The organism is Streptococcus sp. V940, from assembly GCF_054353495.1.
Map to the genome: position 1 here is coordinate 31,292 of NZ_JBTHHZ010000002.1, position 13,710 is coordinate 45,001.

Consider the following 13,710-nt stretch of genomic DNA (forward strand, 5'->3'; position numbering starts at 1 on the left):
GAAAACATGATTGATAGATATAGCCGCCCTGAGATGGCGAACATTTGGACTGAAGAAAATAAATACCGTGCTTGGCTTGAGGTGGAAATCTTGGCTGACGAAGCATGGGCTGAGTTGGGGGAAATCCCTAAGGAAGATGTGGCTTTGATTCGCGAAAAAGCGGACTTTGACATTGACCGTATTTTGGAGATTGAGCAGGAGACTCGCCACGATGTGGTGGCTTTCACGCGTGCGGTATCTGAGACTCTTGGTGAAGAGCGTAAGTGGGTTCACTATGGTTTGACGTCTACTGACGTTGTAGACACTGCCTATGGTTACCTCTACAAACAAGCCAACGATATCATCCGCAAGGATCTTGAAAATTTCCTCAACATCATCGCTGATAAGGCGAAGGAGCACAAGTTCACCATCATGATGGGTCGTACCCACGGTGTGCATGCGGAGCCGACAACTTTTGGTCTGAAATTAGCGACTTGGTACAGCGAAATGAAACGTAACATCGAGCGTTTCGAGCATGCGGCTGCTGGTGTGGAAGCTGGTAAGATTTCTGGTGCGGTTGGTAACTTTGCCAACATCCCACCGTTCGTAGAGCAATATGTCTGCGACAAGCTTGGTATCCGTGCTCAAGAAATCTCTACACAGGTCCTTCCTCGTGACCTTCACGCTGAGTACTTTGCGGTTCTCGCCAGTATCGCAACATCTATCGAGCGTATGGCAACGGAGATCCGTGGTCTTCAAAAATCAGAACAACGTGAAGTGGAAGAGTTCTTTGCTAAAGGTCAAAAAGGGTCTTCAGCAATGCCTCACAAACGTAACCCTATCGGTTCTGAAAACATGACAGGTCTGGCGCGTGTTATTCGTGGTCACATGGTAACAGCTTATGAAAACGTAGCCCTTTGGCACGAACGTGATATCTCTCACTCATCAGCAGAGCGAATCATCGCACCAGATACAACCATTTTGATTGACTACATGCTCAACCGTTTTGGAAATATCGTTAAGAACTTGACAGTCTTCCCTGAAAACATGATTCGCAACATGAACTCTACATTTGGTCTTATCTTCAGTCAACGTGCGATGCTTACTTTGATTGAAAAAGGCATGACGCGTGAGCAAGCTTACGACCTCGTTCAACCGAAGACTGCTCAATCATGGGATAACCAAGTAGACTTTAAACCACTTCTTGAAGCAGATCCAGAGGTGACTTCACGTCTCACTCAAGAAGAAATCGATGAAATCTTCAACCCAACTTACTACACCAAACGTGTGGATGAGATCTTTGAACGCATTGGTTTGGGTGACTAATCATAAAATAAAAAAGCGAGATTGTATCTCGCTTTTTATTTGTGCTTAATCTTTTTTCTTGCTAAGTCCATATGCTGTAAGTGCAGCCATCAAACCTGTAGCAATCAACCATTCTGACTCTTGGTTTCCTGTTTCAGGAAGTTTATTTTCTTTTACTACAGGAGCTGGGCCTTGAGGAAGAGCTTGTTTTTCCTCAGCAGGAACAGTTGCTGGAGCGGTCTCGTTAGGAATTTCTAATTTCGATTTTTCTTCTGCGACAGGAGTTGGCACATTTGGAATTTCTAGTTTCGGTTTCTCTTCCGCAGCAGGAGCTAGTCCATGTTCGTCTCCTACATGTGTTACAAGAGTTCCAACTTCGATGATTTGAGTAACTGGTTCTTGAGCGATGGCGCTGCTTACCAATGTTTTAACTTCAGTTCCATCAGCATTAGTAGTCACAGAATAGAATTGACTACGACGTCCCTTAACGCCTTCGGTTACTACACGAGTTTCTCCCTTAGGTAAGGCATCAGTTTCACGAGTAATAGTTGTAAACGGAATTTCTTCGTCCTCAATCACAACACGTGGTTTGGCATCTGCAACAGGAGCGACTCCTTCTTCGTCACCGACATGAGTGACTGGAGTTCCAACTTCGATGATTTGAGTAACTGGTTCTTGAGCGACAACACTAGTGACCAATGTTTTCACTTCACTTCCGTCAGCAGCAGTAGACACAGAATAGAAATGACTACGACGTCCCTTAACACCTTCAGTTACGACACGAGTTTCTCCCTTAGGCAATGCATCAGTTTCACGAGTGATAGTTGTAAACGGAATTTCTTCGTCCTCGATGACAACACGTGGTTTGGCATCTGCAACAGGAGCAACTCCATCTTCGTCTCCTACATGAGTGACTGGAGTTCCGATCTCAACCACTTGATTGACAGCTTCTTTTGTGACCTTTTCTTCAAGAACTGTTTCGGTTTCCTTACCATTTTCAGTAGTAACTGAGACATAGATTGTACGTTCACCTTTGGCACCTTCAGTGACAACTTTTTCTTGTCCTGCTGGAAGGTTAGGATTTTCCTTCTTGACAGTTTCAAACAGGATTTCTTCCGTTCTTGTGATAAGCTCTGGTCGGTTTTCAACTGCAGCAGAAGTTTCACTCTCATCAAGGCTTCCTGAGTGAGTTGCAGCTGGTTTGAGACCAAGTCTTGCTGCTTTAAGGTTAGCTACAAGTGTATCCAACTCAGCTTGTTTATTACGGTTGAGATTGTAGTTAAGTGCTTCTCTAGCAGCCTTGAGAGCATCGAGACTTTCTGTGCTATATCCTTCTAAGTTTTCAGGGATTTGAGCAAGTTCCTCGCGAAGAGCCTTGTAGTCAGCACGGAAGTAGTCTTTGTTGTGATCTGCAAATGCAGTCATGAGCTCAAAGATTTCTTCTTCTTTGTACTCAGCGCTTGGTCTATCTGCCCAGATAGCTACCATACTACCAACAGTAGGTAGATCAACCTCAGGATATTTAGTTGAAGCTAGCTGGTTGAATGGAGTTTTTTCAGTGTTTTCGATAGCTTTCTTAAGGAAACCACCACCATCTTCAGGTTTTTGACCGAGGATATAGTACCAGTCTCCGTTAGTGTTAAGGAACTTATACCCCTTGCTTGCTAGATATTGAGGAGATGCAAGGTTATAACCCCACCAACCTTTAGACCAGTAAGAGATGATAACATCTTTATCAAACTCTACATCGTCCTTATCTTCATAGTAGAAGCCATCGTTAAAGGCCATTGGTTGAAGACCTTTTTCTTTAGCCATGGCAGCTAGACCATTAGCATAATCTGCAAACTTACCATAGAGTCCATACCACTTGAGGTAGTACCAACCTTGAGCGTTAGTAGCGTCGTTGGCATACTCATCTGTACCATAGTTAAAGATCTTAGTCTTGCCTGCAAAGAAGTCCATGTATTTGCCGATAAGGGCTTTTGTAAAGTTCATTGCTTCTTCATTTTCAAGGTCCATGGTTGTTTTTGAAACCTTGTCAAAGTTAGCTTGAGGGTTTGCAATGCCCAATTTTTCCATAGCGACAAGCATAGCATCCATGTGGCCAGGACTGTTGATAGCAGGGATAATTCCAATGCCTCTATCCTTAGCATATTGGATAAGCTCAGTGATTTCAGCCTGGTTCAAAGTTGTTCCATTTGGATCGTCGTAGTAAGATTTTGTTCCTTCAATGATGGCATTTTTTACATCGTCACTTGCATAGGTCTTGCCGTTTGCAGTGATTGTCATGTCATCCAAGAGGAAGCGAAGTCCATCATTTCCAAGGAGGAGATGAAGGTCAGAGTAACCAAGTTCGCTGGCTTTATCTACGATACGTTTGAGTTGGTCTAGAGTGAAGTATTTACGTCCAGCATCGATTGAGATAACCTTGTTTTTGGCAAGTTTTTCAACTTCACGTTTGGCATCTTCTTCTTTTTGAGCTTCTGGTGTGAAGGCTAAGTTGCTAACTGCTTCTTGAAGTTTTGCAATTGCTTGGTCAATGCTATCTTGTTCAGCACGGCTAAGGTTGCTATCAAGAGAGCGAATGACTTTTTCAGCTTCTTTAACGGCAGCAATGCTTTCTGCAGTATAGCGACTAAGGTCAGTTGGTACTTCTTTAAGAGCTTGTTCAGCAGACTCGTAGTCAGCAGCGAAGTATTCAGCATTTGAGTTTGCGAATTGACGCATGAGTTTGAAGAGGCGAGATGGAGAGTAGCGGGCAGATGGAGTATCAGCCCAAGCAGCTACCATACCACCGATGATAGGGATATCGGCACCTTCAGTTTTTGGAACTGAAGTAATCGGTGTGCTCTTAATACCGTTCAAACCTTGGTCTAGGTTATACCAACCTTGTCCATCAGCATTGCGGCCGAGAACGTAGTACCAAGCATCGTTAGTGTTGAGGATTTCGTGCCCTTTTTCAACAAGTAGTTTAGAAGAAGCGACATCGTAACCGCCCCAGCCACCAGTCCACATAGACACGATGATGTCTTTATCGAAGGTACCAAAAGTAGTATCGCTATTATAGTAGATACCGTCATTGAAAGCCATTGGTTTCAGACCGTGAGATTTGACGATACGAGCTAGGTCATTAGCATAGGCGATGAATTTATCATAACCTTTGTCTGGGAAGCCATCTTCTGGATACCATTTATAAGCTTGAAGAACGCTCCATCCCTTGGCATTAGTAGCATCATTAGCGTACTCATCCAAACCGATGTTAAAGATTTCAGACTTGCCAGCAAAGTAAGCAGCGTATTTATCAATCAAAGCTTTTGTGAAGGCAACTGCTTTTTCGTTGTCAAGGTCAACAGTACGTTCTGATTCTTTACCAAAGTAGTTGAAGTTAGGTTTTTCAATGCCAAGTTCTTTCATGGCATTAAGGATAGCATCCATGTGACCAGGGCTGTTGACTGTTGGGATAAGCCCAATACCTTTATTCTTAGCATAACCAATCAAGTCGGTCATTTGGCTTTCAGTTAGGTGATTACCATTTGGATCGTTGTAGTAGGCATTGGTTCCATTTTCAACAGCACGTTTGACATCATCGCTTGCGTAAGTTTTGTCACCTACAGTTAGAGACATATCATCAAGCATGAAGCGCAAGCCATCGTTTCCGACTAAAAGGTGAAGATCAGTATAGCCATAGTGTTTGGCTTTATCGATGATTTCTTTCAGTTGGTCTGGAGAGAAGTATTTACGTCCAGCATCGATAGAAACAATTTTCTTTTTAGCCAGTTTTTCATTCACTTGAGCTGCTCGTTCTGTAGCGACTGCGGGTGCTTCGACCTTAGCAACTGCGGGTGCTTCGGCCTTAGCAACTTCTTTGTTTTCTTCTTTTTCTTTTTCAGATTCTGTCTTCTTAACTTCTTCAGTAATTTTTGCCTTAGCTGGAGTTTCTTCTGCTGTGACTGGTTCTGCTACGGCAGGTGCAGGAGCAACTTCAACTTTTGGTGCTTCGGTAGTTGCTACTGGAGCAGCTGGAGTAGCGTTTTCTGTTGTTGGAGCAGTCTCGAGTTTTTCTTCACTCGTTGGTGGAGTGACTTCTCCAGTGGTTTGGACAGCAGGCTGATTTTCTGTTGGAGCAGGTACGACTCCGTCAGCAGCAACGGCCTGCGCCTGAAAGGCAAAGCCGATCAATACAGAAGCCGCTCCGATTGCATATTTACGAATAGAGAAGCGCTGTTTATTTTCTGGTTTCATTAAAAAACCTCCCCTTTTATATTTTTGATAGCGTTTTCACATACTAACTCTATTTTATGTTCTAACTAAAATAAAGTCAAGTTTTTGAGGAAATTACTATAAAAAATAGAATAATTTATAAATTAAGATATATTTTTCTAATTTTGACTATTTTTTAGTAAAAAGGTTACTAATTATAGAATTGCTTGAAATGCTATTTTCGGGGAAGGGAGCTGATGCTATAATGGGTATATAAAAAACCTGAGACGGTTGCCTCAGGATTTTTATAAATTAGTGACCACGGTCACAAGAAATGAATTTAATTTTGTAGAAATCAGAACGTTTATAAGTTTCGATGTATTCCAAAACTTGACCAGTTGCTTCAAGCTGAGTTGTCTTAGTTTGGAAGACAGTTGGGAATTTAGTGTCGATTCCTAGGATGGAAGCGGCATGTTTTGGCGTCGGAAATACAATTTCGTTAATTTCTTCAAAATGCTCGTCATTCATGTGAATGTGGTAGTCCAATTTGAAACGAGTATAGATAGAACTATAGTATTCAAGATTTGGATAGTTGGCATTGATGTATTGTTCAGGAATATATGAACTGTGATAGATATAGGTAACACCATTTGTTTCACGAACACGTTCAATCTTATAATAGAATTGATCGCCGCGTAGGCCGAGTTTTTCTAAGTATTTAAGATCGTTCCCGCGTTCGATAGAAAGAACAGTTACTTTATCATCTTTGGTTTCGAAGATTTCTACATCAGAAAATTCAACGAGTTTATGTTTACGTGCACGAGCTACGAAAGTTCCTTTACCTTGTTGGCGGACAATATATCCATCTTTGGCAAGGTCGTTCAAGGCACGAACTACTGTTATTGAACTAACATCATACATGGAAATCAATTCTGCTTCAGTGTAGAACTTATCTCCACTAGCAAATTGACCAGAAATGATCTTATTTTTCAATTCATCTTTAATGTATTGATACTTTGGAATTGCCATATTTTCACCTCATTTTTTTCCTTCTCCATTTATCATTTTAACATAAATTCTTAAAAATAGCTGAAAAGCACTTAAAAAAATTAAAATATCGGAATAAGAATTTAGGATAAATATAAATAATTAGTGTTTTCCTCCTTAATTTCATTAGTTTTTCAGAATGTTGATTTTATGGGATTTGAGAAGAGTTTTAGAAAAGATTCAGTAAAAAAATAGAAAAATTTTAAAGAAAATTTCAAAAAGTATTGACATTAATCCCTGATTAGTTTATAGTTGATATAACAATACATGAAAGCGCAAACTTTTCGCTTTTAGGGGAGGAAGAATGGCAAGATTTGAAATTAAAGATGATTTCTATCTGGATGGGAAACCATTCAAGATTTTGTCTGGCGCCATTCACTATTTTAGAGTTCCTGCGGAAGATTGGCATCATTCATTGTATAACCTCAAGGCACTAGGTTTCAATACGGTTGAGACTTATGTTGCTTGGAACATGCATGAACCTGCTGAAGGTAACTTTAACTTTGAAGGCAATCTTGATTTAGAGAGATTTCTTCAAACTGCACAAGATTTGGGCTTATATGCAATTGTACGTCCTTCTCCATTTATCTGTGCAGAATGGGAATTCGGTGGTTTACCAGCATGGCTCTTGACCAAGGATATGAGAATTCGGTCATCTGACCCAGCTTTTATTGACACGGTTGGTCGCTACTATGATCAGTTGCTTCCACGTCTAGTTCCGAGATTATTGGAAAACGGTGGAAACATTCTCATGATGCAAGTCGAAAATGAGTACGGATCCTATGGCGAGGACAAGACCTACTTGAGGGAAATTCGACGTTTGATGGAAGAACGAGCAGTTACATGTCCGCTTTTCACATCAGATGGACCATGGCGAGCAACTCTTAAGGCTGGAACCTTAATTGAGGATGATCTCTTTGTGACAGGGAACTTTGGTTCCAAGGCTGCTTATAATTTCTCACAGATGCAAGAATTCTTTGATGAGCACGGCAAGAAATGGCCACTCATGTGTATGGAATTCTGGGATGGCTGGTTCAATCGATGGAAAGAACCAATCATCAAGCGTGAACCTGAGGAATTAGCAGAAGCTGTCCACGAGGTTTTAGAGCAAGGCTCTATCAACCTTTACATGTTCCACGGTGGAACCAACTTTGGTTTTATGAATGGTTGTTCAGCTCGAGGAACCATTGATTTACCACAAGTAACATCTTATGATTATGACGCTCTTCTTGATGAAGCTGGAAACCCAACTGCTAAATATTTCGCAGTGAAAGAAATGATGGCGACTTACTATCCTGAGTATCCGCAATCTGAACCGCTTTACAAAGAGAGTATGGAATTTGAAAACATTCCACTGGTCGAGAAAGTTTCTCTTTTCGAAACCTTGGATAGCCTATCCAGTCCGATTGAAAGTCTCTACCCTAAGAAAATGGAAGAGCTAGGACAAGGTTACGGCTACCTACTCTATCGTACGGAAGCAAGTTGGGATGCGGATGAAGAACGCATTCGAATCATTGACGGACGAGATAGAGCTCAGCTCTTTATCGATGGTAAATGGGTGGCAACACAGTACCAAACAGAAATCGGTGAAGATATCTTTTATCAAGGCGAAAAGAAAGCGCTCTCTAGATTTGACATCCTTATTGAAAATATGGGGCGTGTCAACTATGGACACAAATTCTTAGCAGATACACAGCGAAAAGGAATTCGCACAGGTGTTTGTAAAGATTTGCATTTCTTGCTCAATTGGAAGCAATATCTACTTCCTCTTGATAACCCAGAGAATATTGACTTCTCTAAGGGATGGACAGAAGGGCAACCTGCCTTTTACGCTTATGACTTTGAAGTTGAGGCGCCAAAGGATACCTACTTAGACTTATCTGAGTTTGGTAAAGGGATTGCTTTTATCAACGGACATCATCTAGGTCGTTTCTGGAATGTCGGTCCAACCTTATCTCTTTATATTCCACATAGCTATCTCAAAGAAGGTGCCAACCGCATCATTATCTTTGAAACAGAAGGGGAGTATAAGGAACACATACATTTAACTTGTAAACCTACACTAAAACTTATAAAGGGGGAAAACTTATGACAATTGTAGGATGCCGTATCGATGGGCGTTTAATTCACGGACAAGTAGCAAACCTTTGGTCTGCTAAACTTAATGTTTCACGTATCATGGTCGTTGACAATGATGTTGTGAACAACGACGTTGAAAAAAGCGGCTTGAAACTCGCAACACCACCAGGTGTAAAACTTAGTATTTTGCCAGTTGATAAAGCAGCAGCGAATATCCTTGCTGGTAAATACGATAGCCAACGTCTTTTGATTGTAGCACGCAAACCTGACCGTTTCCTCGGTTTGGTAGAAGCGGGTGTGCCACTTGAAACTGTCAATGTCGGCAATATGTCTCAAACACCAGAAACACGTGCGATCACACGTTCTATTAACGTTGTTGATAAAGACGTAGAAGATTTCCGCAAATTGGCGGAAAAAGGTGTTAAACTTACTGCTCAAATGGTTCCAAATGATCCAGTTTCAGACTTTTTGAGCTTATTAAAATAGGAAAAATTTTTAGGAGGTCATTGTTATGATACAATGGTGGCAAATTTTACTTCTCACTCTGTACTCAGCTTATCAAATCTGTGATGAGTTGACGATCGTTTCTTCTGCAGGTTCCCCTGTATTCGCTGGTTTCATTACTGGTTTAGTCATGGGAAATTTGGCAACTGGTTTGCTTATCGGTGGTAGCTTGCAGTTATTCGTACTTGGGGTAGGTACCTTCGGTGGTGCTTCTCGTATCGACGCAACTTCTGGTGCGGTTCTTGCGACAGCTTTCTCAGTTTCACAAGGTATCGAAACAGAACTTGCGATTACTACAATCGCTGTACCAGTAGCGGCACTTTTGACTTATTTCGACGTACTTGGTCGTATGACTACTACATTCTTCGCACACCGTATTGATGCTGCGATCGAACGCTTTGACTATAAAGCAATCGAACGTAACTACCTTCTTGGTGCGCTTCCTTGGGCTCTATCTCGTGCCCTTCCAGTATTCTTCGCCCTTGCTTTCGGTGGAGAATTCGTACAAGGTGTTGTAAACCTTGTTAAAGAATACCAATGGGTTGCAGACGGTTTGACTCTTGCAGGTCGTATGCTTCCAGGTCTTGGATTCGCTATCTTGCTTCGTTACCTTCCAGTTAAACGTAACCTTCACTACCTTGCTATGGGATTCGGTTTGACAGCTATGTTGACTGTTCTTTACTCAAACGTAACAAGTCTTGGTGGAGCAGTTGCTGGAATCATTGGCACTCTTCCTGCTGAAGTTGCTGAAAAAATTGGCTTTGTTAACAACTTCAAAGGATTGTCTATGATCGGTATCTCTATCGTAGGTATCTTCCTTGCGGTTGTTCACTTCAAGAACAGCCAAAAAGTTGCTGTAGCAGCACCTTCTACACCATCAGAAAGTGGGGAAATTGAAGATGACGAATTCTAATTACAAATTAACAAAAGAAGATTTTAATCAAATTAACAAACGTAGCTTGTTCACTTTCCAATTGGGATGGAACTACGAACGTATGCAAGCATCAGGTTACCTTTACATGATCTTGCCACAATTGCGTAAAATGTATGGAGATGGAACTCCTGAGTTGAAAGAAATGATGAAAGTTCATACTCAATTCTTCAACACTTCACCATTCTTCCACACAATTATCGCTGGTTTTGACCTTGCTATGGAAGAAAAAGATGGCGTTGGTTCAAAAGATGCGGTTAACGGTATCAAGACAGGTTTGATGGGACCATTCGCTCCTCTTGGAGATACTATCTTTGGTTCACTTGTACCTGCTATCATGGGATCTATCGCTGCAACAATGGCTATTGCTGGTCAACCTTGGGGTATCTTCCTTTGGATTGCAGTTGCAGTAGCGTATGACATCTTCCGTTGGAAACAGTTGGAATTTGCATACAAAGAAGGGGTTAACCTTATCAACAACATGCAAAGTACTTTGACAGCTTTGATTGAAGCTGCATCTGTACTTGGTGTATTCATGATGGGTGCTCTTGTAGCAACAATGATCAACTTTGAAATTTCATACAAATTACCAATCGGTGAAAAGATGATTGACTTCCAAGACATCTTGAACTCAATCTTCCCACGTTTGCTTCCAGCAATCTTCACTGCATTTATCTTCTGGTTGCTTGGTAAGAAAGGTATGAACTCTACAAAAGCTATCGGTATCATTATCGTGCTTGCCTTGGCTCTTTCTGCCTTTGGTAAATTTGCACTTGGAATGGGCGCATAATTTATGACTAAATCATTGATTTTAGTGAGCCACGGTCGTTTCTGTGAAGAACTTAAAGGTAGCACAGAGATGATTATGGGACCACAAGACAACATTCATGCGGTTGCTCTTCTTCCAGAAGATGGACCAGAAGAATTTACTGCAAAATTTGAAGCTGCTGTTGAAGGATTGGATGATTTCCTAGTCTTTGCGGATCTTCTTGGCGGAACTCCATGTAACGTGGTGAGTCGTTTGATTATGGAAGGTCGCGACATTGAACTTTATGCAGGAATGAACCTTCCGATGGTCATTGAATTTATCAATGCAAGTCTAACTGGAATGGATGCGGACTATAAGAGTCGTGCTTCAGAAAGCATTGTGAAAGTTAATGATTTATTGGCAAGCTTCGACGACGATGAAGATGAATAATACTCTTCAAAAATCAAATTCAAACCACGTCAGCTTCGCCTTGCCGTACTTGAGTACAGCCTTCGGCTAGCTTCCTAGTTTGCTCTTTGATTTTCATTGAGTATAAGATGTGATTGCGTTAAAACGTTAAATCATCTTATAGAAAATATACATGGGAATGGGAGCGACTCCCATTCCCATGTTTTCAATCATGAAACAATATTAGATTAGATTAGATTAGAGGTTTTCAATGCTAGATTATACAAAAGAAGATTTGCTTGAGTTGGGAGCAGAGATCACCACACGCGAAATTTACCAACAACCAGATGTTTGGAAGGAAGCTTTTGAATCTTACCAAGCACGCCGTGATGAAATTGCAGCCTTTTTGCAAGGAATTGCAGATAAACATGACTACATCAAGGTTATCCTGACTGGTGCTGGGACTTCAGCTTATGTAGGCGATACCTTAGTTCCATACTTCAAGGAAGTCTATGACGAACGTAAATGGAATTTCAATGCTATTGCTACAACAGATATCGTTGCAAACCCACAAACCTATTTGAAAAAAGATGTGGCAACTGTTTTGGTATCATTTGCACGTAGTGGAAACTCACCTGAGAGTGTAGCAACCGTTGACTTAGCAAAAGCCTTAGTTGACGAGCTTTATCAAGTAACAATCACTTGTGCAGCTGAAGGGAAATTAGCACTTCAAGCCCATGGAGATGCCCGCAACCTCTTGCTCTTGCAACCGGCAGCTTCTAACGATGCTGGCTTTGCAATGACATCGAGCTTTACTTCAATGATGTTGACAGCACTTTTGGTCTTTGATCCAACTGAATTTGCCGTTAAAGCTGAACGATTTGAAGTGCTTTCTAGTCTTGCTCGTAAAGTTCTTGACAATGTAGCAGATGTGAAAGAGTTAGTTGACCTAGACTTTAACCGAGTGATTTACTTAGGTGCAGGTCCATTCTTCGGACTCGCTCATGAAGCACAGTTGAAAATTTTGGAATTGACTGCTGGTCAGGTTGCGACTATGTATGAAAGTCCAGTCGGCTTCCGTCACGGTCCAAAATCTCTTATCAATGAAGATACTGTAGTTTTAGTTTTTGGTACTACAACGGACTATACTCGTAAGTATGATTTAGACTTGGTTCGTGAAGTTGCTGGGGATCAAATTGCTCGTCGCGTTGTTCTTTTAAGCGATCAAGCCTTTGGTCTTGAGAATGTGAAGGAAGTAGTGCTTGGCTGCGGTGGCGTTTTAAATGATGTTTATCGCGTATTCCCTTATATTGTTTACGGTCAATTATTTGCTCTCTTGACTTCGCTTAAGGTTGGAAACAGACCTGATACACCATCACCAACAGGTACAGTAAACCGTGTTGTTCAAGGTGTTATTATTCACGAATTCAAATAATAAGGAGATAGGGATGAAAGCATACACAGAACGTGTATTTGGGAAAGTTGATGGCAAGGATGTTGTCGCTTATCGCTTTGAAACAGAAGCAGGTTACCAACTGGAAATCATGACCTATGGTGCAACGATTCTACGCTATGTAACTCCAGATAAGGCTGGTAATTTTGCCAATGTTATCCTAGGCTTTGATGATTTTGAAAGCTATGTGGGGAATAGCCCTAAACATGGAGCAAGTGTAGGTCCAGTGGCAGGTCGTATCGCAGGTGCAACTTTCGAACTCAATGGGCAGACCTATGAACTCGAAGTCAACAATGCTAGCAACTGCAACCACAGCGGTTCAACAGGTTGGGATTCTAGTTTGTTTGAGCTAGTCGAGGTGAGCGACCATGGTTTGACTCTTTACACAGAAAGAGCAGACGGGACAGGAGGTTTCCCTGGGAATCTTAAAATCTGGATTAGCTACCACCTGGAAGAAAACGGGGCCTACGAAGTTAGCTATAAGGTGACGACAGATCAAGATACCTTGGTCAATCCAACCAATCATAGCTACTTTAACTTGTCTGGCGATTTCACTCAGACGGTTGACCGCCATGTCTTCCAATTGAACACTGAGGGTATCTATCCAATTGCTCCTGACGGTGTGCCAGCTAAAACTCCAGATGCTAATCGTGACGTGGTTAAGCATATCTACAATGGTGCCTTGTTGAAGGATATCTTTGCAGAAGAAGATGAGCAAATCCAACTCGTATCTGGTTTGGACCATCCATTTGCTCTGCCTGCAGGACATGACAATGCTGGTTTCTTGTATGACCAAGGTTCAGGTCGATTCTTACTCTTTAAGACAGAAGCGCCTTGCTTTGTAGTTTATACAGCAAACTTTGTGGATGAGAGTGTCATCATCGCTGGTCAACCAATGATTCAACATAATGGGATTGCTCTTGAAGCACAGGCTTTACCAGATGCTATTCACAGTGACCTGAAAGATCAAGTGATTCTAAAAGCAGGTGAAACTTTCACCAGCAAAACTCGTTACGAAATTGTCGTTAAATAAAAAAATTCTCTGAAGTCATAGGA

General features: G+C 41.5%; 10 protein-coding genes. 8 read left to right on the forward strand and 2 right to left on the reverse strand.

Annotation, left to right across the window (positions count from 1 at the left end; all coding sequences use genetic code 11):
* The first annotated feature begins 6 nt into the window (after window positions 1-6).
* Complete coding sequence (purB, locus tag ACXYSM_RS06090) at window positions 7-1,305, forward strand: adenylosuccinate lyase (RefSeq protein WP_458634726.1); 1,299 nt, start codon at window positions 7-9, stop codon at window positions 1,303-1,305.
* 45 nt (window positions 1,306-1,350) lie between these two features.
* Here the strand turns inward: purB and ACXYSM_RS06095 are convergent, their stop codons facing one another.
* Both ACXYSM_RS06095 and ACXYSM_RS06100 read right to left on the reverse strand, forming a co-directional pair.
* A complete protein-coding gene (locus ACXYSM_RS06095) occupies window positions 1,351-5,526 on the reverse strand; it encodes a family 20 glycosylhydrolase (RefSeq protein WP_458634727.1) in 4,176 nt (1,391 codons plus the stop codon).
* Between the two features lie 270 nt (window positions 5,527-5,796).
* Window positions 5,797-6,513 (reverse strand): GntR family transcriptional regulator, encoded by a 717-nt coding sequence (locus ACXYSM_RS06100; RefSeq protein WP_414254175.1) that lies wholly within the window; start codon window positions 6,511-6,513, stop codon window positions 5,797-5,799.
* A 322-nt stretch (window positions 6,514-6,835) separates the two neighbouring features.
* Here ACXYSM_RS06100 and ACXYSM_RS06105 point away from each other — a divergent pair, with 322 nt between their 5' ends.
* From ACXYSM_RS06105 to ACXYSM_RS06135, 7 genes are all read left to right on the forward strand, one after another.
* On the forward strand, window positions 6,836-8,623 hold the full coding sequence (locus ACXYSM_RS06105; protein WP_458634728.1) for a glycoside hydrolase family 35 protein: 1,788 nt from the start codon (window positions 6,836-6,838) through the stop codon (window positions 8,621-8,623).
* Window positions 8,620-9,096, forward strand: coding sequence for a PTS sugar transporter subunit IIB (locus ACXYSM_RS06110; protein WP_006152970.1), 477 nt, complete (start codon window positions 8,620-8,622; stop codon window positions 9,094-9,096). Before ACXYSM_RS06105 ends, ACXYSM_RS06110 begins: the two co-directional genes overlap by 4 nt.
* A gap of 25 nt (window positions 9,097-9,121) precedes the next feature.
* A complete protein-coding gene (locus tag ACXYSM_RS06115; RefSeq protein ID WP_458634729.1) occupies window positions 9,122-10,027 on the forward strand; it encodes a PTS mannose/fructose/sorbose/N-acetylgalactosamine transporter subunit IIC in 906 nt (301 codons plus the stop codon).
* Entirely contained in the window at window positions 10,014-10,835 is an 822-nt protein-coding gene (locus tag ACXYSM_RS06120; protein ID WP_000185293.1) for a PTS system mannose/fructose/sorbose family transporter subunit IID, read from the forward strand. The genes ACXYSM_RS06115 and ACXYSM_RS06120 overlap by 14 nt, the downstream gene beginning before the upstream one ends.
* A 3-nt stretch (window positions 10,836-10,838) precedes the next feature.
* Window positions 10,839-11,243 carry a PTS sugar transporter subunit IIA gene (locus ACXYSM_RS06125; protein WP_000167445.1) on the forward strand — a complete coding sequence of 135 codons (405 nt, stop codon included), beginning with the start codon at window positions 10,839-10,841 and terminating at the stop codon, window positions 11,241-11,243.
* Between the two features lie 229 nt (window positions 11,244-11,472).
* Complete coding sequence (locus tag ACXYSM_RS06130; protein ID WP_458634730.1) at window positions 11,473-12,636, forward strand: SIS domain-containing protein; 1,164 nt, start codon at window positions 11,473-11,475, stop codon at window positions 12,634-12,636.
* 13 nt (window positions 12,637-12,649) lie between these two features.
* On the forward strand, window positions 12,650-13,687 hold the full coding sequence (locus ACXYSM_RS06135; RefSeq protein ID WP_458634731.1) for an aldose epimerase family protein: 1,038 nt from the start codon (window positions 12,650-12,652) through the stop codon (window positions 13,685-13,687).
* Window positions 13,688-13,710: the final 23 nt, after the last annotated feature.

Excerpts from the sequence above, each read along its gene's own strand:
- ACXYSM_RS06135 (WP_458634731.1), top strand. The coding sequence starts at position 12,650 with ATGAAAGCATACACAGAACGTGTATTTGGGAAAGTTGATGGCAAGGAT.
- ACXYSM_RS06110 (WP_006152970.1), top strand. The coding sequence starts at position 8,620 with ATGACAATTGTAGGATGCCGTATCGATGGGCGTTTAATTCACGGACAA.
- ACXYSM_RS06125 (WP_000167445.1), top strand. The coding sequence starts at position 10,839 with ATGACTAAATCATTGATTTTAGTGAGCCACGGTCGTTTCTGTGAAGAA.
- ACXYSM_RS06105 (WP_458634728.1), top strand. The coding sequence starts at position 6,836 with ATGGCAAGATTTGAAATTAAAGATGATTTCTATCTGGATGGGAAACCA.
- ACXYSM_RS06095 (WP_458634727.1), bottom strand. The coding sequence starts at position 5,526 with ATGAAACCAGAAAATAAACAGCGCTTCTCTATTCGTAAATATGCAATC.
- ACXYSM_RS06120 (WP_000185293.1), top strand. The coding sequence starts at position 10,014 with ATGACGAATTCTAATTACAAATTAACAAAAGAAGATTTTAATCAAATT.
- purB (WP_458634726.1), top strand. The coding sequence starts at position 7 with ATGATTGATAGATATAGCCGCCCTGAGATGGCGAACATTTGGACTGAA.
- ACXYSM_RS06130 (WP_458634730.1), top strand. The coding sequence starts at position 11,473 with ATGCTAGATTATACAAAAGAAGATTTGCTTGAGTTGGGAGCAGAGATC.
- ACXYSM_RS06100 (WP_414254175.1), bottom strand. The coding sequence starts at position 6,513 with ATGGCAATTCCAAAGTATCAATACATTAAAGATGAATTGAAAAATAAG.
- ACXYSM_RS06115 (WP_458634729.1), top strand. The coding sequence starts at position 9,122 with ATGATACAATGGTGGCAAATTTTACTTCTCACTCTGTACTCAGCTTAT.